This window comes from Desulfovibrio subterraneus, assembly GCF_013340285.1.
GTDB lineage: Bacteria > Desulfobacterota > Desulfovibrionia > Desulfovibrionales > Desulfovibrionaceae > Halodesulfovibrio > Halodesulfovibrio subterraneus.
Window position 1 is genome coordinate 638,138 of record NZ_BLVO01000016.1, and the last position, 21,444, is coordinate 659,581.

Annotated in this window: 15 protein-coding genes; 1 reads left to right on the forward strand and 14 read right to left on the reverse strand. The window is 58.5% G+C overall.

Annotated features, from left to right (window positions below; genetic code table 11):
- Positions 1-129 precede the first annotated feature (129 nt).
- A complete protein-coding gene (locus HUV30_RS17075; protein ID WP_174406707.1) occupies positions 130-1,020 on the forward strand; it encodes a flagellin N-terminal helical domain-containing protein in 891 nt (296 codons plus the stop codon).
- Positions 1,021-1,321: 301 nt separating this feature from the next.
- Here HUV30_RS17075 and fliD read toward each other — a convergent pair whose 3' ends face one another.
- The 14 genes from fliD to HUV30_RS17145 all read right to left on the reverse strand — a co-directional run bounded on the left by fliD (position 1,322) and on the right by HUV30_RS17145 (position 21,332).
- Positions 1,322-3,019: a flagellar filament capping protein FliD gene (fliD, locus tag HUV30_RS17080; RefSeq protein ID WP_174406708.1), complete on the reverse strand. Its 1,698-nt coding sequence runs from the start codon at positions 3,017-3,019 to the stop codon at positions 1,322-1,324.
- A gap of 19 nt (positions 3,020-3,038) precedes the next feature.
- On the reverse strand, positions 3,039-4,523 hold the full coding sequence (flgL, locus tag HUV30_RS17085) for a flagellar hook-associated protein FlgL (RefSeq protein WP_174406709.1): 1,485 nt from the start codon (positions 4,521-4,523) through the stop codon (positions 3,039-3,041).
- Between the two features lie 12 nt (positions 4,524-4,535).
- Positions 4,536-6,632, reverse strand: coding sequence for a flagellar hook-associated protein FlgK (gene flgK, locus HUV30_RS17090; RefSeq protein WP_174406710.1), 2,097 nt, complete (start codon positions 6,630-6,632; stop codon positions 4,536-4,538).
- A gap of 199 nt (positions 6,633-6,831) precedes the next feature.
- On the reverse strand, positions 6,832-8,415 hold the full coding sequence (locus HUV30_RS17095) for a flagellar hook protein FlgE (protein WP_174406711.1): 1,584 nt from the start codon (positions 8,413-8,415) through the stop codon (positions 6,832-6,834).
- Positions 8,416-8,439: 24 nt separating this feature from the next.
- Entirely contained in the window at positions 8,440-9,171 is a 732-nt protein-coding gene (locus tag HUV30_RS17100; protein ID WP_174406712.1) for a flagellar hook assembly protein FlgD, read from the reverse strand.
- 27 nt (positions 9,172-9,198) lie between these two features.
- Positions 9,199-9,432, reverse strand: a complete 234-nt coding sequence (locus tag HUV30_RS17105) for a zf-HC2 domain-containing protein (protein ID WP_174406713.1) — start codon at positions 9,430-9,432, stop codon at positions 9,199-9,201.
- A gap of 553 nt (positions 9,433-9,985) precedes the next feature.
- Positions 9,986-12,346 (reverse strand): trans-4-hydroxy-L-proline dehydratase, encoded by a 2,361-nt coding sequence (gene hypD / locus HUV30_RS17110; RefSeq protein ID WP_174406714.1) that lies wholly within the window; start codon positions 12,344-12,346, stop codon positions 9,986-9,988.
- A gap of 1 nt (position 12,347) precedes the next feature.
- Positions 12,348-13,274 carry a glycyl-radical enzyme activating protein gene (locus HUV30_RS17115; protein WP_174406715.1) on the reverse strand — a complete coding sequence of 309 codons (927 nt, stop codon included), beginning with the start codon at positions 13,272-13,274 and terminating at the stop codon, positions 12,348-12,350.
- A 77-nt stretch (positions 13,275-13,351) separates the two neighbouring features.
- The gene (locus HUV30_RS17120) at positions 13,352-13,696 is read right to left on the reverse strand and encodes a DMT family protein (RefSeq protein ID WP_174406716.1); all 345 of its coding nucleotides are present in this window, start codon (positions 13,694-13,696) and stop codon (positions 13,352-13,354) included.
- Between the two features lie 119 nt (positions 13,697-13,815).
- On the reverse strand, positions 13,816-14,967 hold the full coding sequence (locus HUV30_RS17125) for a class I SAM-dependent methyltransferase (RefSeq protein ID WP_174406717.1): 1,152 nt from the start codon (positions 14,965-14,967) through the stop codon (positions 13,816-13,818).
- An 18-nt stretch (positions 14,968-14,985) separates the two neighbouring features.
- The gene (locus HUV30_RS17130; RefSeq protein ID WP_174406718.1) at positions 14,986-17,148 is read right to left on the reverse strand and encodes an ATP-dependent helicase; all 2,163 of its coding nucleotides are present in this window, start codon (positions 17,146-17,148) and stop codon (positions 14,986-14,988) included.
- Positions 17,149-17,401: 253 nt separating this feature from the next.
- The gene (gene ablB, locus HUV30_RS17135) at positions 17,402-18,247 is read right to left on the reverse strand and encodes a putative beta-lysine N-acetyltransferase (protein ID WP_174406719.1); all 846 of its coding nucleotides are present in this window, start codon (positions 18,245-18,247) and stop codon (positions 17,402-17,404) included.
- On the reverse strand, positions 18,237-19,550 hold the full coding sequence (gene kamA / locus HUV30_RS17140; RefSeq protein WP_174406720.1) for a lysine 2,3-aminomutase: 1,314 nt from the start codon (positions 19,548-19,550) through the stop codon (positions 18,237-18,239). Before kamA ends, ablB begins: the two co-directional genes overlap by 11 nt.
- A gap of 393 nt (positions 19,551-19,943) precedes the next feature.
- Positions 19,944-21,332, reverse strand: coding sequence for an alkaline phosphatase family protein (locus tag HUV30_RS17145; RefSeq protein ID WP_174406721.1), 1,389 nt, complete (start codon positions 21,330-21,332; stop codon positions 19,944-19,946).
- Between the last annotated feature and the right edge of the window lie 112 nt (positions 21,333-21,444).

A 21,444-nucleotide genomic window follows, 5' to 3' on the forward strand; every position in this document is an offset into this window, starting at 1 on the left:
TGAGGGGTTATAGATAGTTCAAAACTTAATGCTTCTTTCATGTAAGGCCGAAGAGAAGGGAAACATCTTCGGCAAAGCATCAAGGGAATGATGCTCAACACATGACAAACTCTTCATGGAGGAAGTATTATGTCACTGGTAATCAACCACAACCTCATGGCCGCCAACGTTTCACGCAACCTTGGCACCTCGTACGGCAAGCTTGCTACGTCCACACAGCGTCTTTCATCCGGTCTGCGTGTAAACAGCGCGGCAGATGATGCTGCCGGTCTCGCCATCCGCGAACTCATGCGTTCCGACGTATCCGCATTGAACCAGGGCGTGCGTAACGCCAACGATGCCATCTCGCTCATCCAGACTGCAGACGGTGCTCTCTCCGTTATTGACGAAAAGCTCATCCGCATGAAGGAACTTGCAGAACAGGCGGCAACCGGTACCTACACGTCCGACCAGCGTATGATAATCGACTCCGAATATCAGGCCATGGCTTCGGAAATTACCCGTATCGCCAACGCTACGGACTTCAACGGCATCCATCTGCTCAACGGCAACCTTTCCAGCTCCACCCACGACGGCAGCGGGCTCAATGCCACGGGTATGCTGAAGGTGCACTTCGGTACCTCCAACGACTCGGCAGAGGACTATTACTACATTCAGGTGGGTACCAGCACTGCTTCTGCCCTCGGTCTTGGTAACCAGTCCGCTGTTGGCGGCGCAGGGTACACCATCTCTACCCAGCAGGCAGCGCAGGAAGCTCTGGACGCCATTGACCAGGCCATTGTCTCCAAGGACAAGATCCGCGCGAACCTCGGTGCTCTGCAAAACCGGTTGGAAAACACCATCTCCAACCTGCAGATTCAGTCAGAGAACCTGCAGGCTGCAGAATCCCGCATCTCCGACGTGGACGTTTCCACGGAAATGACGGAATTCACCCGCCAGCAGATTCTCACCCAGTCCGCCGTGGCCATGCTCTCGCAGGCCAACTCGCTGCCGCAAATGGCTTTGCAGCTTATCGGCTAATGGCCGATTCCATGGGGATTGGAGAATTGCGGAACTGAGAATACACGGCAAGGCCCGGCACCATATGGTGCCGGGCCTTCAGGTTAATGACAAACCTTCGTTTTCAGTAAAACTGTATTCCCGTTAAGCCGGAGCCGAGGTTCAAAAACGGATTTTCATCGCTTATACGAGGTGCAGGAACGTTAGGTTCCTGCCCGGCGGAGCCAAAAAATATCAGAAATGACTTTGTCAGCAGTCTGGAGGTCCGGAACCATATGGTGCCGGGCCTTTTGTTTTCAAGAAGCGTTTCCAAAACGGCAGATTATTCCAGCTGGGCGAGAAGCGATTCCAGCGAGGAATTGATGTTCTCGTAGTTGCCGAGCGAGGCTTCAAGCCGGGCATATTGTTCGACCAGTCTTTGTTGCAGGCGCTCTATGCGGTCTTCTTCGTCGCCTATGTCCTTGGCAGTGTTGTCTATGATGGTCTGGTAGTTCTGGATGATGATGTTGAGTGTGCCGCTTTCCGTGTCCGTCAGACGGTCGAGTTCCTTGAGTGTTTCGTTGACCTTGCCCTGACGTATGGCCACATCGCCCTGATGGGAGCCGTCCGTCCTGTCTGATACGTTCACGATGAGGCCCTGCTCCGGATTGCCCGAGATACCTGTGATGGTCCACGTGTCCGGGTCTATCTTGGCGGCATTGCCGTTGATAGTGGCCCCCGTAAGGACGCCGCCGCTGACCTGATACTGCACATCGTACAGACCGGGTGAGGTAAGATCCGCAATGGAGGATTCGTAGGCGAGTTTGCCGGAATAGCTCACCCCGTCGGACTGGGCGGAAAAGAGGCGGGCTACGGCGTCCGGGTCCTTGTCCAAAGCCTTTTGCAGCTCGTCGTAGTCCAGAATGAGCATGCCGAAGTCGATGGAGTTCTGATCCGTTTCCGTGGATATGCCTATCTGCGCAAGGCTGCTGTACGGGTCGCCTTCATTGCTGGAAGCATCAAAGCGTTTGAAGCCGAGCCCCACGTCAGCGAGAATGCTCTGCAGGTTCTGCTCGACAATGTCCATGCCGTAGTTGCCGCGAACCTGATAGAACGAGGTTTTTTCGTCGTCGTATTCCTCGTCTGAACTCGTTTCGTCCAGCTCGGCAATGGCGGTGCGTATTTCATTGGTCAGCGTAATGAAGTTTTCTATGTTCTTGATGATACTGTCAGAGTCGGTGACAACGGTAATTTTTTCACCCTTGGAGTCGGTCTCGTCATACAGGGTGAAGGTGAGCCCTTCCACCACGTCGCTTACGACGTTTGAATCGCGCTCTATCCACTTGTCCGCTTCGCTGGGGTAGCCGTCCACCTTCATCTGGGCATTCTGTGCCTTCTGCGTCTGGGTGAAGTCGGTAGAACTCAGCCCCGTGATGCCTGAGCCGGTAATGGTTATGGCGTTGTCCGCGCCAAGGTCCATGCCCCGCAACTGCAGATGGTATTCGCTGCCGTCGTTCACAAGGCTGGCGCGAACACCGTCGTTGAGGGCCGCATCGGCATTGATGAGGTTGACGAAGGTCTGCAGGGTGGTGCCTGCGGGTACATCAATGGAATAGTCCTTGCCTGCATAGTTCAGTGCGAACGTACCGCCTGTGGTGGTGATGACGTCTGACGAAGACGACCAGCCGTGTGTGCCGGACCACAGGTCGTTCTGGGCGAGCTGGTTCACTACAATGGTATGCGTGGATTCTATGGCATCTGCACCGGCAGTGACCCCGATGGTGGACGAATCGGTGCTGGTGGCTGATTTGGTGAGGAATTTTCCCATGGTGTTCAGGTCGCTCAGCGCGGTCTTGTATTCCAGCAGCTTGGTGTTGATACCCTGAATTAGCGCCTGCTTCTCGGTCCATTGCTCGGACCACGCCTCCATGCGGTTGAGACGGTGGCTTTCGAGGTTGACGGTAGCCTCGATAATGGAGTCGAAATCGGTGCCGCTGCCGAGACCGGTGAATGTGATGGAGCCGGACCAGTATTCCGTCATGTCTGCTGCCTCCTGAAAACTAGAGGTAGTCCATCAGGCTCATTTTCATGAGCTTGGACGAAGTGGTCAGAACGGACTCGTAAATATACTGGGCCCGTGCGAGGTCCGAGGTGAGTTGTGTCACGTCGGCATCCTCGATGGACGAGATATTGGTATTGGTCGATTCCTTGCTCATGGACACTGCTTCCTTGGCGAATTCCACGCGCACCTCCCGGCCGCCGATGGCGCCCTGTGCTGTGGAAAGGGTTTCGTGCGCGGCGCTCAATCCGTCGATCATCTCCGCGATACCCTTCTGATCGTTCGTTTCCAGAAAACCTATGAATTTTCCGATGGACTCGAAGAGATTTGCAGGCGTGTCCAGAATGGAACTGTTGCCGTTTTCTTCCACCCGTCCGCCAAAGATGTCTGCGCCTATGCTGTTTATCTGCACGGTGCTCGACTTGCCGATGGTCAGGTTTATGGCTGCGGAGTGCGGTTCCACGATGAACTGGTCGCCCGCCGTGATTGCCGAACCGCCGTTGGATGCCAGCTGCACAAAGCCGCCGGGGACGGCAAAGGAGGCATTGGAGGTGACGTTGCCGTCTACCCATGTGGCCCCTCTGTCGAGACTGTAGGAATAGGTTATGGGGCCGGGCAGGGAGGCGTTTGAGGCAATGCGTATGGCCACGGAAGAATCAAAGATTCCGTCAGCAGTGGCGGTAACCGTGGAACTGCCATAGTGCTGCACGGTTTCGTCGCCTTCCATATCGCCGGTATAGTAGGCGGCAGGGCGAATCCATACGGCAGTGCCGTCACCTTCGCCCGCTGTTTCCGTGGCGGTTACCACGGAACCTGAGGCCATGGTCGCCTTTGCGGTGCCGAAATCCAGTTCTGTTGCGCCTGCCGCAAGGGTGGCTGTTTGCCACGTGTTGCCGCCGTCCGAGGTGTAGCGGTATTCCAGCTCGTCCACTCCCACGGTGCCGGATTCTGCAAATTCCACATAGATTGTGGAATCTGACGAACCGGAAAAGGAGACGAAAGAGGCATCGGAAAGGGTATCGTCGCGCACGGTTGCGCCAAGGCCCATCTCGTAGGCGTTTGTGTTGGTCATGGAACCGGCGAAGATGGAATCGCCCGCATATTCGGTGTTGGAAATGGCCAGCATCTGCCCCATGAGTTCGCGGGCTTCCTTGGCGATCATTTCGCGCTGGTTGTCGGTGAGCGTGCCTGTGGATGCCTGTTCTGCAAGTTCCTGCAGCCTGGTCAGCACATCACTGGCCTGATTCAGTTCATCGTCGGCAAGCTGCAGCCAGCCGAGCGCGGTGTCCATGTTCTCGTCGTACTGGCCGAGGCGCGTCAGGTAGGTTTTCAGGTCCAGCGAGCGGGACATGCCGCCGGGGTCGTCGGACGGCCGGTTGATTTTCTTCTGCGAGGAGTTCTGCTCGTTCAGCCGGATGATCTCCGCAAGGGAGTTGTTCATGTACTGGACCGATGAATCGAAAAGCATGCTTCTGGCTATACGCATGGGAGTGCTCCTCTAAGACTTCAGGGAAAGGACAACGTCGAACATCTCGTTCGCTGTCTGAATGAGCTGGGCCGCTGCCTGATAAGACTGCTGGTAGCGCGTGAGGTTGGCGTATTCTTCGTCGAGGTTTACGCCGGAAACCTCCTGCTGCATGGAGTCCAGCTGTTTGGCCATTGAGCTTGAGTAGGTGTAACTGCGCGAGGCTGTGTCCATGTCCGTGCCGACCTTGGAAACCAGGGAGTGCAGATGCTCGCTCAGGGTCTGCGAGGCGGAAGAGTGAATGGAGTCGACGGTGACGTCTTTCTCCGCAAGATCGGTCATGGCAAGGGCGTTGGTGTTGTCGCCCGATGCGACAAGGCCCGTGCCGTCCACCACGCTGGCATTGATACGCCCCGTGTTGGCCAGAACACGCGCATCGACCTGCACATCCGAAATGCCGTTGCCGGAGAAAAAGGTGTTCATGCCCGTGGCGGCCAGAATGCCTGTTGTGTCACCCGCAAACTCGAACTGCACGCCGTCTGCTGCCTTTAGAGAGATGCGCCCGTCCGTGACGGAGGCGTTGATCTGCCCGGGGAAGGTGGCGTTTATGGCGGCGGCCACATCGTTCAGGGAGTGCTGGGAAGGATCAAAGCTGCTGAGTCCGGGGGGGACGATGGAGCTGAAATCCACGGCGGTGGTGCCGAGCGGATCGCCCGTGGTCTTGTCGTACAGGGCAAGGGAAATGCCACCTGCGGTAAGTCTGTCCGCAAAGGTGAGCTGCGTGTCCCCGAGGGGGATTGATGCGTCGTTGACCTTGTTGCCTGCCTGCACATTGGCATAATGCTCGGTGCCTGCGCCCTGACTGTGCTGGTAGTTGACCTGCCAGATCAGTTCCTTGGCCAAGGCATCCATCTCTTCCTTGTATGCGGTGATGGACTGGTCGCGCACCTGAAACAGCCCTGCAATGCTGCCGCTGCCGAGCCTGCCGTCGTCTGATGCAAAGGAATTGGCGTTGGGGCTGATGTTCACCTTGTCCGAGGTGGTCTTGTACCAGTACAGCCCGGACTTGGGCACGACATTGAATTCGTCGCCCACGGAAGCATCGTTAGTGGCTGCGGCGTTGGGATCGGTTGCGGAACCGAACCATACGGAAACGCCCTCAATGGAGACGCGGTTGTCGTAATCGCCTGCCGTGTAGGTGAGCTCGTTTCCGTTTTCATCCGTCAGCCATGTCTTGCCGCCATCCAGCGATACCCTGAACGTGGCTGCGCCTGCGGAGCCGTCCGTGGGGCCGGAGCTGACAAAGTCTATGGTCAGTTCGTTTGAGCCGGTACCTTCAAAATACACCTGTCCGTCATAGTTCGAGCCTGCGGTGAGCTGCTTGGAAGATTGCGGCCCCTCAAAGGCCAGCTTGTATGCGTGCGTGCCGTCTACCAGTGTCTGGCCGGATTGGGTGAGCACGGTATACTGGCCGTTTTCCTGATGGATGACATTCACGTCCAGCAGGGAAGAGAGCTGGCGCACGGCCAGGTCCATGGCGTCCTGCAGATCCGTGTTGGTAGAGTTGCCCACGATGCTCTTGTTGTATTCCGCAAGGGTGGCCATGAGCTGGTTGGCTGTATCTATCTGGTCGCTGAGTTCCGAATCGGCTGCCTCGCGTGCGGCGGTGAGCGAATCGTTCAGCGATCGTAACTGGTCGGAAAGCGTGGTGGCATATTCGGTCAGTTCGGTTCTGTAGGCATCGCTTGAGGCGTCCTGCGACAGGGCACCCATGCTGGTGAAGAACTGATCAAGGGCGGAGGAAATGCCGTAGTCTTTTTTTTCGTTGAACAGCTCTTCCACGCTGGAAAGGGAGCTTGCCTGCTGGCCCCAGTAGCTGGTTTCGCTGTTTGAGGCGAGGTACTGCTTTTCCACATAATAGTTGTAGTGGCGGGCAATCTCCTGCACGTCGGCCCCGTTTCCCATGTAGAGAGAGCGGAAGCGGAAGCTGTCCGAGGTGGCATAGGTGACGGTTTTCCGGCTGTAGCCCGGCGCATCGGCATTGGCGATGTTTTCGCCGGTGACGCTTATGCCCACCTGCGCGTTCATCAGGGCCTTTGTTCCCAGACTGTAGATTCCGTTCAATGTCATGGTGTCACCTCGTCATGGTGCCTGTGCGAAAATCGTTAAGGAGAAGCGCGCCGCCCGTGGCCTGTAAGCCGGGTACGGGGGAAACCGGGCGGCGCGCATCAGGGGAATGCAGGTGCCGGAAGAGCGTGACAGGTACCGTCTCCGGGCGGTGCAACACGGTTGTGCTGCTGTTCCGGACAGACCTGTCACGCCTTTTGGGTTATCGTTTGAGGGAGATGGCTTCCTGCAGCATGGAGTCGGCCGTGGTGATGATCTTGGCGTTGGCCGAGTACCCGCGCTGCGTGGTGATGAGGCGGACCATCTCGGTGGACATGTCCACGTTGGATTGTTCCAGCGTGTTGGAGGCAATGGTGCCGTAGCTGGACGAGTTGGCCCTGCCGATACGGGCGGAGCCGGAATCGGAGCCTTCCGTATACAGGGTGCCGCCTTGCAGGATGAGCCCCTGCGGGTTGTTGAAGTCCGCAAGGCCCAGCACGAACAGGTCAACGATCTGCCCGTTTGAGTACTGGCCGCTGATAACGCCGTCGCGGCTGACCTCTATGCCCTGCAGGTAGCCGGTGGCATAGCCGTCCTGACTCTGGTCATAGGTGGAAGAGGCGGATGCGTATGCGGTGCTGGCTCCGGCAATCAGTTCCGGCGAGTCGAAGGTGTCGATGGCGCTGAAGTTGTTGCCTATGGCGGCGGCGTTGGACACCATGCCGGCGGCCCAGCCGGTGCCTTCGTTCCGCAGGCCCAGATTGAGTTCAATGTTGTGGGCGGCGGTGGCATCCGGGGTGCTCGCATTGGGCGAACCGGAGAAGTTGGCCGTGAAAACGGGGTAGCCGTCTTCCGAGAACTCTGCCGGTGTCCAGTTGGCAAGGTCGTGCAGATCGCCCGTGGCAGTGGAGCCGAGGGTGAACGCCGTCATGCCCTGCATGATGCCGGAAGAATTGAAGGTGAGCGTGCCGGTCATGAGCAGGCCTGCTGCAGACGTGGTGTTGAGCTTCTGGCCGTCGATGATACGGCCGTCGTCGGCGGGGTCGCAGGTGACCACATATTCCCATACCTGCGAGCCACCGGCCTGGCTTGCCACGGCATCATCGCTGACCTTGTCGAAGTATACAGTCAGCTCATGGGCTGTTCCGGCTTCGTCATAGACAGTCATGGTGGTCTGGTAGCTGTACTGGCTGTCGCCCATGGGGCTCTCTGCCTGTCCGTCCCAGTCGTTGAAGACGGAGAAGAACGGATCGGCGGCATCGTTGTTCTTGTCTTCGGCAGCCTTGTTCAGGTTGACGGACAGGAAGACCGAAGACGTGGCCGAGGGCGGCGACTGGTATGAGGTAAGCTGCAGCGACGAGAGCGCGCCCTGTGTCTGCACCACGCCGTTGGCCTTGGTGGAGGCCGCATCCCAGCCCTGCACACGATAACCGTGTGCATCAACAAGGTAGCCGTACTGGTCGAACTGGAAGTTGCCCGCACGGGTGTAATACCGCTCGCCCGTGTTGGGGTTGTTGACCATGAAGAAGCCGTTGCCGCCGATGGCCACAGCCGTATCGCTGGTAGAGGACTCATACGAGCCCTGCGAGAAACTCTGGTAAATGGACGCCACAGTCGCGCCGTGACCAACCTGGCTGAGTCCGTTGGACGTGGAAACGGTGGAGTAGAACACGTCCTCGAACTGTGTGGTGGCCGATTTGTAGCCGATGGTGCTGGAGTTCGCGAGGTTGTTGCCTATGACCGACATAGCCTGACTGTGTACCGTCAGGCCGGAGATGCCCGCGTACATGGAACCGCTGATGCTCATGATGATGCCTCCCGGTGTGACGGGTTACTGAAGGGTTTCGGAATCTTCCGAATCTGAGGAGCCTGAGCCGGAATCTGACGAACCGGAGGAGCCGACAATCTTGCTGACGTACATGAGCTCGACAGTGCGGCCGTCGCCCAGTTCAAGCACCGTGGTGCCGTTGGAGCTGGAGATGCCTGTTACGGTGCCGGAAACCTCAGAGGCCACGTAGACGCTTTCGCCGTCGGCGTCGTAGGCTTCAAAGCCCACGGTGTAGGTGCCGTTGGCGGCCTTGCTGCCGTTGGTCTTGAGCCCGTTCCACGTGAAGGTGGTTTCTTCGCCGCCTTCAGCGGAGCCGAGGTCCACAGTGGCAACCACGTCGCCGTCTTCGTTGTAGATGTGCGCCTTGATCGATTCGCAGTCGCTGGCGGGAGTGAGGTAGACGTCTGTGCAGCCCGAGTCGCTCTTGGAAATGGAGTAGCCCGCGGCAACGATTTCCTTGCCGATGTAAGACACTGCACTGTTCACAGTGAGCATGCTCAGGGCGCTGATGGCGGAGGTCATGCTCTCGTTCATGGTCTGCAGCTCTTCAAGGCTGGAGAACTGGGCGAGCTCCGCAATCATTTCGGCATCCTCTACGGGGTTCAGGGGGTCCTGATTCTGCATCTGCGCCAGCAGCAGGGTCAGGAAATCTGCCTGCCCAAGCTCTGAAGAAGCGCTTTCCGTAGTGGCTGCGTATGACGCATTGTTGTATGTTGTTGCGTCAATGTATGACATGTCTTACCTCTCAGGCCGTTGATGTAACTACATTGTTTCCCGAATGCAGATGCGCAGTTCGAGAATGTCTGTTCTGCAGTCTCGGCATGCCGCCATGTGATTTTCAAAACTTTTTCTGAGTTTTGCAGGGAGCATTTTGTCAATGTAACCGGCTACATCGTTGTAGCCGGGGCAAAAAGTTGAATTTCTGGATAATCCTTCATCCATGGACCCGCCCCACATTTCAATTCCGGAATCATAAAGAGAGTGCTTGTTCTTCATGAAGGCGTTCCTGTTTGTTTGAATTCGTTTGTTATAGATACGAGTGGGGGAGTGCTGTTTATCCATTAAGAAATGGTAATGTATTGCAAATGTATGCAATGCTTTGTTGTGCTTTCTTGTGGAATGCAAAGCAGCGTAAAGAAGAAGGGGTTGGGAGTTGGGGAATGCTGCAGAATGCTCGGAATGTTGCGGAGGGCAGCATGTGCCAAGGCGATATTAGAGAAGAGCGGGTGTTGCTGAGAGCTGCGTGTTGCCAGCTTTGTCAGGGATAAGGAGAGGGCTGCGGGAAGACAGGACAAGCCGGACAGAAACGGGAGCGCCCGCCGGAATGACCCGAAGACATAAAAAAGGGCCCGAACATGTGTTCGGGCCCTTTCAGGGGAATGACAAACCGTTGTTTTCAGTAAAACCTTATCCCCGTTAAGCTGGGGCGGAAGCCAAAAAACAGAATCTCATCGCTTGCGCGGGGTGCAGGGGGATCATCCCCTGCTCGTCGAAGACAAAAAACTCAAAACAGTTCAGCCAGCGGCAGGCTCGAAATATGGCTGCCGTGCTACCCCAGTTCCTGCTCGGTGCGGCTGATAATTTCTTCCTGATGGTCGGCATCCAGATCGACAAAGTAGTCGCTGTAGCCCGCCACGCGTACGAGCAGGTTGCGGTATTCATCCGGAGTTGCCTGTGCCTTGCGCAGGGTCTCCGTATCCACCACGTTGAACTGGATGTGATGGCCGTTCATGGCAAAGTATGAGCGGATGAGCCTGACGAGCTTGTCGAGATCTGCGTCACCGGCGAGCACGCTGGGCAGGAACCGCTGGTTCAGCAGGGTGCCGCCGGACTTTATCTGGTCCATCTTGCTCAGCGATTTCACCACCGCTGTGGGGCCGTTGCGGTCTGCCCCGTGCGAGGGCGAGGTGCCATCGGATTCGGGCAGTTGGGCATAGCGACCGTTGGGCGTTGCTCCCAGCATCTTGCCGAAATAGACATGGCAGGTGGTGGAGAGCATGTTCAGGTGGTACACGCTGCCCTTGGTGTTGGGCTTGCCGTCTATGGTGTTGTAGAGCGAATCGTACACACGGCGCATGATGTTGTCTGCGCGGTCGTCGTCGTTGCCGAAGAAGGGCGTTTTGTTCCACAGGCGCAGGCGCAGGGCCTCGTGTCCTTCAAAGTTGGCGGCAAGGGCTTCGAGCAGGATGCGCATGCTCACCTTTTTCTGCTCGAACACATGGGTTCTTATGGCGGAAAGGCTGTCCGTGACCGTGCCTATGCCGCAGCACTGAATGTAGTTGGTGTTGTAGCGCGGGCCGCCGTCATAGTAGTCGCGGCCATTTTCGATGCAGTCGCGAATGACCACGGAAAGGAACGGGGCGGGCGAATGCGCGGCGTACATGCGCTCTATGTAATTGTTTACGCGGATCTTCAGGTCCACCACATATTCAAGCTGGCGGCTGAAGGCGGTGTAGAGTTCCTCGAAATCACGGAATTCCCGGGCATCGCCGGTTTCCGGCCCCACACGCTTGCCTGTGAGCGGGTCCACCCCGTTGTTCAGGGCAACTTCCAGCACTTTTGGCACGTTCAGGTATCCGGTGAGGATGTAAGCTTCCTTGCCGAATGAGCCTGTTTCTATGCAGCCGCTTGTGCCGCCTTCGCGGGCATCTTCCACGCTTTTTCCCACACGTATCTGCTGCATGACCACGGTATCCGTGTTGAACACGCTGGGGTAGCCGTAGCCCTTGCGGATGACCCTGGCTGCCGCCTTGAGGAAGCGGTCCGGTGTCTGGCTGCTTACATGTACGCTGGGCTGGGGCTGCAGCAGGTGCAGGTCATCCACCACTTCGAGAATGAGGTAGGAGACTTCGCTCACGCCATCGGTGCCGTCGCGTTTGAGCCCGCCGAGGTTGATCTGGGTAAAGTCGTTGTAGGTGCCGCTTTCCTTGGCGGTTACGCCCACCTTGGGCGGTGCGGGATGGTTGTTCACCTTGATCCAGAAGCAGCTGAGCAGCTCCTTTGCCGCATCGCGGGTGAGGGTGCCGTCTGCAATGCCCGCCTCGTAGAAGGGGGCGAGGTGCTGGTCAAGATGCCCTGGACTCATGGCGTCCCAGCCGTTCAGCTCGGTGATGGTGCCAAGGTGCACGAACCAGTACATCTGCAACGCTTCGTGGAAGGTGCGGGGAGCGTTGGCAGGCACATGGCGGCAGACCGAGGCCATGTGAAGCATCTCGGCCTTGCGTGCGGGGTCTGCTTCCGTCTGTGCCATCTGTTCGGCAAGGTCCGCGTGGCGGTGGGCAAACAGGATGACCGCATCGCAGGCAATATCCATGGCCTTCAGCTGGTCGGCGCGGGCTGCGGCGTGCGGGTCGTTCAGGTAGTCCAGACGGGCAATGCGGTCCGCTATGTGGGCCTTGAGTTCATTGAGTCCGGTTTCGTAGATCATGCCGTCCAGCGCGGTGTGGCCGGGGGCACGCTGTTCCATGAATTCGGTGAACAGGCCGGATTCGTAAGCATCGCGCCATTCCTGCGGCACATGGGCAAATACGCGGTCGCGCATGGACCGCCCCTGCCAGTAGGGGATGACCTCGCGCTCATAGGTGGCGATATCTTCTTCGGCCACTGTGTAGTGGGCCATTTCGCGGCTGTTGAGAATGCGCAGGTCTTCTGCGGAATGGCAGGTAAGCTCTGGGAACGTGGGAACAACCTTGGGCGCGGGACCGCGCTCGCCCACGATGAGTTCGCCGGGGCCGATGTAGATGGTCTTGCGCTCGCACAGGTGCCTGAAGAACATGGCCCGCAGCACAGGCAGCGGGTGCTTGCCGTATTCCGCCTTGTAGAATGCGGTTTCGAGCAATGCCCGTTCTATGGAGATGGCGGGCTTTGCCTCAAAGCTCTCTTTGCGCAGATTCCAGATTCGCTGATTCACGCTAGCCTCCTATGCGGACCTTGAGCCCGTATCCTTCCAGAATGCGCACGGCGCGCTGCACGTCGGCGGGGTCGGATTTGGGGATGCCTGCCCCTTTGTATTCCATGCCCAGTTTGGCGTATTTGGCTTTTGCAATGCTGTGGTAAGGCAGCACGTCTATGCTCCTTACGCCGGGCAGTCCGGCGACAAAGGCCCCTGTGGCCTTCAAATTTTTGTCATCATCGTTGATGCCGGGTATGAGAGGCAGCCGTATCTGCACAGGATGCCCCTGACGGGCCAGCGACTGCAGGTTCTGCAGAATCAGCTTGTTGGGTACGCCCGTCACCCTTTCATGTTGCGCCGTGTCCATGTGCTTGAGGTCGAAGAGAAAGAGGTCCGTCTCTTTGGCCACATGCAGCAGCAGGGTGTTCTCGGCAAAGCCGCTCGTATCCACCACACGGTGCAGACCATGTTTTCCACAGCGGCGCAGCAGTTCGAGCAGAAACCCCGGCTGGGCCAGCGGTTCACCGCCGGAAAAGGTCACACCGCCCTGAGAACCGTTGAAGAACACCTGATCCTTTTCAATGATCTCCAGCACGGCATCTGCATCCACTGTGCAGCCGGTCGTCTCGTGCGCCAGTGCGGGGCAGGTTTCCTCACACATGCCGCAGGTGGTGCAGGCGGCATCGTTTCTGCGCGGTCCGGTGGGAGACATCTTGAGGGCGGCGTTGGGGCAAACCTCCATGCATTCACCGCAGCCCACGCATTTGTCCGGCACTGTCACCATGCGTATGTCATGGCTCAATCCTTCCGGATTGTGGCACCACCAGCACGACAGCGGGCAGCCCTTGAAGAACACCGTGGTGCGCAGGTCCGGCCCGTCGTGAATGGCGTAACGCTTGATGGCGAAGATGGTTCCTTGCGTCTTGGCGGGGCACAGGCCGAGCATGCGTATTACTCCTTCATCAACTAGTAACAGCTACCAATAAAGGATAGCTCGTGCAACAGGAAAGTGCCCTTCTGCCTTCAGGAACGGAAGATGAAATAGACGGCTCCCAGCAGGCAGAGGCAGGCCCACAGGTAGTCCAGCTTGAGCGGCTGCCCCATGTACCAGACGGAGAAGGGCGCGAACACGGCAAGGGCAATGACTTCCTGCATGATCTTGAGCTGGGGCAGGGTGAAGGTGCCGTAGCCGATACGGTTTGCCGGAACCTGAACCATGTATTCGAAAAAGGCGATGCCCCAGCTTGCAAAGGCGGCCACGAACCATGCCCTGCCGGACAGGTTCTTGAGGTGGGCGTACCATGCGAATGTCATGAATACATTGGAAAGGAACAGGAGTCCAACAGTGCGGAATGCAATAGAGACCATGACAGACCTCGAAATGGGAAGGAATATGCGCCCGCTGTCCTGCCTGTGAAAAGGGCGTGGAGACAACGGGCGCATTCAAGCAATATGGCTGTTTTCAAGTTCCCGCAAGAGGGGATGAATCAGAGTTTGCGGGCCAGCAGTTCGCAGTCTACGGCGTTTGAGAAGTTCGCGGGCAGTGTGCCGTCCGGATTTTTGAAGTCGGCGTGCAGCGCTGCCACTTCGTCTGCCGAAAGATCATAGGTGTGGAGTTCTCTGTAATGCAGCAGAGCAAACCCGTTTCGGGTGAACAGCTCTTTCCACTGATCGGGAAGCACGCGGTTCTGATAGAACTTGTTCTCATTTATGGATTCCCATGAGGCAGGGGATTCATTGAGATAGCTGAACGGGTGATACCCTGAAACCGCGCTGTAAGATCGGTGGTCGCGGGTTGTGATGCGGTGGGCGGCAAAGCCGCCGGGTTTGAGCACGCGCCATGTTTCCCGTATTGCCTGCAGCGGGTCACGCACATGCTCCAGCACGGCGAACGAGCAGATGGTATCAAGGGCGTTGTCTGGCAGCGGAATGGCACTGTAGCGGGCGGGCATCATGTAGGGCAGTTTTTCCGTATCGAGGAACGCCCTGCCGTCCTGCCGGATATGCAGCACCTCGTCAAAGCGGCGGCGGATGGTTTCTTCACCCAGTGCCGCAGCCTGCGGCATGCGGAGCACATAATCCAGAACACTCCGGTATTGCTGCAGCCTGTGGGTTGTCTCGGGGTAGTGCATGGAGAAGCTGTAAGCATCCATGGAAAGGGGCCTGAACCCGAGGCAGTGGAGCGCCACCTCAAGGCTGAGAAAGCCCCCCGGCCCCACGTGCAGTACGGAATCGCCTTCTTTCATGAAGTTGAAGGCCCGCTGCATATCGTTCAGGATGAGCAGGTTCATGACGGAGGCGGCAGGGTAGGTGCCGATGCGGTGGTAATGCGTGAACTCCGCATAGCCCATTGCCTGCAGCTGTGCTGCGACCTGATCTCTGCCGGAAACCGTGGTGATGATGATCTTGCTCCACTCCGATTCGGGAATGGAACTGGGCGGGACAATGGGCAGCCCGTGCAGGCTCTTGCCCCACATGCTGCAGTCGTTGTCCACTATGCCGATCAGGTCGGGGTGTTGCTGCTGCTCTTCAAGATAGGCAAGCAGTTCCACGGTTCCCTGACCGGCACCGAACAGGAGTACCGGTTCGTTCTCCTTGAGCCAGGGAACACTTTCCGGTGCTATCCACCCGTATTCCATTGATCCTCCCGCAGTTAACTACTCCTCCATCTGGAGGTAGGCTTCCATGATCACCTTGAGTCCGAATCCGGGGAAATTTACCTGATATTTGTCCGGAGGCAAATGCTTGATAAGTTTGCCGCGGCCAAAAATCTTGTGTGTGCAGTGGCCCAGTTTACGGCTGGCGGTGCGCGGCGCAAAGGCCGGTTCGCTTTCGCCGCCGGTGGCGCGGGAAAAGGCATCCGGCGCGGCGGGTACGCTGTCGCCAAGGCGCATGGTGCGCTGTTGCTGATACTCGCGCTGCATCAGGCCGCCGGTGTAGTTTTCCTTCCACTCTTCATACAGATAGACGGGCAGGTCGCGCACAAAGGGGCTGGGCATGGCCGGTTCGTTGCCGCCGCCCCCGCGGCTGTATATGGATGATGGCACGAACAGGCCCAGATATTCCCGCGCACGGGTGCAGGCAACATACATGAGTCTGCGTTCTTCTTCCAGATCGTCCGCCTTCTGGAGCGCTTGCTTGGATGGGAAACGCTCTTCCACAAGATCAATGACCAGCACGGCGTCCCACTCCAGCCCCTTGGCAGAATGCACGGTGGAAAGCGTGATATGGTCCTCCGATGCTGCTGCGTCGGGATTGGGGTCTTCCAGCGAAAGGTCGGAGACGAAAAGGTCCAGCTCGCGGTAGGTGGCCGCGATCTGCACCAGCTGTTCAAGCCCGTGCTCGCGGCGGGGATAGTCGTCCGGATACAGCTGCATCAATCTGGGTTTGTAGACCTCCAGCACCTCTTCCAGCACTTCCACCGGCTCAAGGCGCTGTCTGCGCAGCGAATCCACCAGTTCAAGGTCCTTGGCAAAGTCGGGATACTTTTTCAGCAGCCTGTCCAGCGTGGAAGGATCGGCAAGGCGCGATGCCTCGTAAATCTTCAGGGCTGTCTTGGGACCCACTCCTTTCACGTTGGCGGCAAGGCGCTGGAAGGCGGGCAGGTCGAGCGGGTTGATGAGCAGGCGCACATAGCACATGACGTCCTTCACGTGCGCTGCGTCCGAATACTTCACGCCGCCGTACTTTCTGAAGGGAATGCCTGCCTTTGAGAGCTGCATTTCCACATGGTAGGACTGGTAGCCCGCGCGGAAGAGCACGGCAATGTCCTTGGGCTCGTAGCTGCGGCGCAGTTCCGCTATCTTGTTCACCACCTGGTTGGCCTGCGTGAGGTCCGAAAGGGGTTTTACAAGCTGGGGCAGGTTGCCGCCCGTGCGGCTGGTGAAAAGCGTTTTGTGAAAGGCCACGGGCGCTTCGGCAAGAATGGCGTTGGTCAGGTCCAGCACGGGCTGCACGGAGCGGTAGTTCTCTTCCAGCTTCACGATGCGGGTACCCGGGAACATGGCCGGAAATTCCAGAATATTCTGCACGTTGGCGCCGCGGAAGGCGTAGATGGACTGGGCATCGTCGCCCACGGCCATGACGTTGCGGTGGCCACCTGCCAGCAACTGTACAAGCCGCGCCTGCACGAGGTTGGTGTCCTGATACTCGTCCACCATGATGTATTTGAAACGGTGGCGGTAATAGTCCAGCAGGTCGGGGCGCGTACGCAGCAGGTTTTCCAGCTCAAAGAGCAGGTCATCGTAGTCCAGCAGGCCGTGCTCGCGCTTGTAGTTGCTGTAGCCGGTGGATATCTGGACAATGTCGTCGCGGTAGGCGGCAAGGTGGAATGCCTCGCGCTGCAGAATGTCGCCTATCTCGCGTTCCTTGTTGCGTGCCTTGGAGAGCATGCCCATGACCGTGGCGGTTTTGGGAAAGGACTTGTCGCCCTTGCCCAGCCCCATCGTGTCCTTGCAGTATTTGAGGGCTTCGGTGGCGTCTGCGGAATCCATGATGGAAAGGCCGCCCTCGAATCCCTGCGGAGGGTGCTGGCGGAGCACGGAGTAGGCAAAACCGTGAAAGGTGCCGCCGGAAACCGCGCCTATGCCGTGGCCGAGCAGTTCGCCCGCACGGTGCAGCATTTCCTGCGAGGCCTTGCGGGTGAAGGTGAGCAGCAGAATATCGTGTGCGGCAACGCCCTGCTCAACCATGTTGGCGAGGCGGTATACCACCGTGCGCGTCTTGCCGGAGCCTGCGCCTGCAATGCACAGCAGGGGGCCTTCCAGCGTCATGGCCGCCTCGTACTGGGCGGGGTTCAGTTCTTTCTTGTAATCGATCATGGTGGTTCCGTGTAGAGCATGCCTCCGGCGGGGAAAGGCCATGGTGGCCTTTGCAACCTCTGCCGGTGCGTTGGTTCATGTCATGCCTCTGCGGCATGTCTGCACTACTACGGATCGGCTGTGACGGCAAATGCGGGATAAGGGGCGGGCGCGGGCGAGGAAGAGGGATGGTCTGGGGTGAGAATAAGGGGCGCGTCCGGGACCTCTCTGGTATGTATGGCTCGGGCGCGCCCCTGTTCTTGTACTCTGTGTATCAGGCTGCCAGAGGCTTGGACCACACGTTCATGCTTTCCAGCCCTCCGGAGATGTTGGTGTTGTTGATGAGCGTGCCGCCGAACGTATACCCTGCGCGGGCAAAGACGCAGTTCATGGCGGTGCTCGCGGCACGGGCGATGGTGTATGCCGACAGGTAGCCCTGTTCCGCTATGGCTGCTTCCATGGCTGTGAGCAGGCGCAGGGCCGCCTTGCGGTTGCGGTATTCCGGCAGGGTGGCAAAGTCCGTCATTTCCGCGCAGCGCCAGTCGGCATCCAGCTCGGCGGAAGAGGCCGCAACAAGCTGATCTTTGCGGAAAATGCCGAAGAACCGGACATTGGACTGCATGGCGCTGATCAGAAAGTCCGGATCATGCACCGGAAAGGGATAGGACTCGAAGACGGTGCCGTAGAGCTGCGCCAGCGCCTGCGCATGTCCGGTACCGAGTGCGACCACTGCGGCCGTGTCCACCTCGTCAGGGTCAATGGCGGTTTTGTCACCGGCAATGGCCAGCACGTTGCTGATGGCCTTTCTATCCTCAGGTTCCGCGCGGGCGGCATCCAGATATTTTCCCATGAACATGCCGGAGCGTTCTCCCCGATACAGGCCATGGGCGCGGGCTTCGCGTATGAAACCGCGCTCGGTGAAGGCTTCTGCCGCAAAAGCGGGTACGCGGGCAAAGAGTTTGGAATAGCCCTCATTCCTGCCGAGCTCTTCCATGTGGTCCGCAATGTCCGGCAGGTCCACTGTGTCGAGCTTCATGAGATAGACACGGTCGTTAAGCGGGCCGTGCTGTATGTGGGTTTTGCCCCTGTGCCCCACGGTGGTGACAATATCAGGCTGCATCGTCTCTCCTTTCCATCCGCTCGTTGTTTTCGGGCGTCAGGCAGGTGGTGTCGTCCCAGTCGGAGAGCAGTTTCTCAATGCCTATGGCTTTTTCAACGGCATCATCTTCTTTCAGCTGCAGGTTGCAGCTGTCACAGTTGCGGTCGCAGTAGCTTGGCTCGTAGCTGGCCGGTTCGCTGTAGGTGGTGATGACGCCTTCATAGTTGCGCAGAATGACCTTGTTCGTGCCCCACGAGACAATGTAGTTGGGCGAAACCGGTATCTTGCCGCCACCGCCGGGTGCATCCACAACATAGGTGGGCACAGCATAGCCGCTGGTGTGGCCGCGCAGGCTTTCGAGAATTTCAATGCCCTTGCTGACCGGTGTGCGGAAGTGCGTGAGCCCTTCGGAAAGGTCGCACTGATAGAGGTAGTAGGGGCGCACACGGTTCTGCACCAGCTTTTGGTTCAGCTTCTTGATCAGGCGGGGGCAATCGTTGACGCCCGCAAGAAGCACGCTCTGGTTGCCGAGCGGAATGCCCGCATCTGCAAGGCGCTGCAGGGCCTGCCGGGATGACTGGGTGAGTTCCCGGGGATGATTGAAATGGGTGTTGATCCACAGCGGGTGGTGCTTGCGGAGCATGCTCACCAGCGAATCCGTAATGCGGTAGGGCAGCACCACGGGCATGCGCGTGCCTATGCGCACCACTTCCACATGTTCGATCTCGCGTAATCTGGTCAGAATCCAGTCCAGACGCTCGTCGGAAAGCATGAGCGGATCGCCGCCCGAAAGCAGCACGTCCCGTACCTGCGGGGTGTTGCGGATGTATTCGATGCCTTGTTCGAGCGTCTGCTTGTCGGGAACGGAGTCCTTGTCGCCCACTTTGCGTTTGCGCGTGCAGTGGCGGCAGTACATGGAGCACAGGTTGCTCACATGAAAGAGCACTCTGTCGGGATAGCGATGGGTAATGCCGGGGGCGGGGCTGTCTTCATCCTCGTGCAGGGGGTCCACCATATCCGCGCGTTCGATATTGAGCTCTTCGGAAGAAGGGAACGCCTGCATGAATACGGGGTCGTTGCGGTAATCATCGGGGTCTATCAGCGAAAGATAGTAGGGGGTTACCGCCATGGGGAATTTCTGGAGCGTGAGGTTGAAGAGGCGTTTGTCCGTGGATGAAAAGGTGATGCCGAGCACTTTTTCCACCTCGTCAACGTTCCGGACCGTATTGCGCACATGCCACTTCCAGTCTGTCCAGTCGCTGCGGGAGGCGCCGTCCTGCAGGGAGCGGGCGACTTCCCGCTGGTGGTCTGTGAATATCTTCAAAACAACTCCTTTGTTGAATGTGTCTGCCGTGAGCAACGGGCAATTCGCTGCAAAGGCAGTTCCTTCCGGCGCGCACCGCTTCAGCCGTGGTGAGAAGTAATGTGGCTCCCCGAAAATGGATGGAGCCGGCAACATGCGGGCAGTCGCGGTGGGGCGGACATCATGGGTACGAACTGGTGGTAATCGGAATACGAGTATTGTCCGGTGTGATGTCCGGCCGGAAGGGATGGAAAACCTGTTATGCAGTTTGCATCAATAGTCGCATGCGGGGAGAGTGAAAAGGGGAAGGATCAGGCACTTTTCGGGTATATGCATACCCGATCTTGAGAGAAATGGCCTGAGTGCGCTCCGGCTGTGGAGGCAGAACCGTGCGGCGAATGCCGTGCAGTGAACCTAGATCAGCAGGAGATTCTGTGATTCCGGCGTGTCTGCAATGCCGAACCAGCGCAGGATTTCCTTTCCTGCATCCCTGACCCGCGTGACGCGACAGCTCCGGGACTGGCTGGCCGGATCAAGCGGAGCGGAAAGGCTGTCGAAGAAGAACACATCGTGCACGGTATGTGTTCCTGTTCTGCCGAATGTGCCGAACACATCCCGCCGGTTGAACTTGGCCTTGAGGTCGAAGCCGGGGTGTGTTTCGCAGACAAGGTCCGGCGCGTAGGGGCGCATGGGGCCGGAATAGAGCGTATCTGCCGTATGGATGGCTTTGAAGACGGGGCGCCCGTGATGGCGGACTTCCATGAGTGCGGTGCGCAGCCGTTGCGTGAGGGATGCGGCCTCTGCCGCGTCGACACAGCCGCGGGCAAAGCGGTCGCGGCGGTGCAGGTAGATGCGGCCGGGGTCCAGCGCAAAGGCTTTGGTGGCCGGAGTTATGCCTGTGGCGTCCAGATCGTCGCAGGCTTCAGGGGGCAGCGCGGTGTGCAGCAGGCCCATGTCACGGAGCAGGGCGTTTACATCTACTTCCGTGACAAGGCGGGTGAAGCCGTGGTCGGCAAGTGCCAGCAGGCGTTTGGGCTCCGGCAGGGCATCGTATCTGTCCAGCAGCTCGCCTATGAGCACGTCCCACTCTGTAAGAAGCTCCATGCAGGGCCGGTGGAGCGGGTGGGATGCATCTTCCACCGCATCAAAGAGAAAATGGAAAAGGCGGTCGGTTTCCGTCAGCACAAAGACAAAGCAGTTCCACGCGAGGTCCGGCCACAGCATATTCAGCGCGGTGCGGCGCGATTCTATGGTGCGGCGCAGTTCTGCAAGAAGGTGCAGCGGCTCCTGCGCGGCGCGGGTGGTATCTGCTTCCAGCAGGTAGCCCCTACCGCCGAGCATGGCGGCAAGCATGGGCGGAAACACGGCGCGTTGCAGCTCTTCCGCAACAAAGCCGGAAACCATCATGCCCTTGATGGGGCGCGCAGGGTAGGTGTTCGGCAGGTTGATGCTCCGCGAGGTGAAGCCCGCATCGCCCAGCCTGTCGAAAATGGTGGGCACCTGCACATGCGTGAAGTTGGTAAGCCCCATTTCGTACGTCTGCGCGTGGATACGCGTAAAGCCGAAGATGCCGTGCTCGCCGGGGCCTGTGCCGGTCATGAAGCTGGTCCAGTTGACGGGCGAGAGCTCAGGCAATTCCGCTTCAATGGAGCAGGCGCGGTCAACGATCCTGCCGAGGTTCGGGCAGGTGCCGTCTGCTGCCAGTCGTCTGGCCAGGCTGAGGGGCAGGCCGTCCAATCCCAGCACAACAAGGCGGGGTGTGGACGGCGGGGAGGATTCGGGCATGGGGCTGCGCAGTGTCATGCCTGCGGATGTACCAGATGACCGAACGATGTGCCAGCACAGGGTATACGAGGGCTGTGGGGAAAATAATAGGCGATCAATCCATTGAGATTGCAGATGAATTGACGCAGGT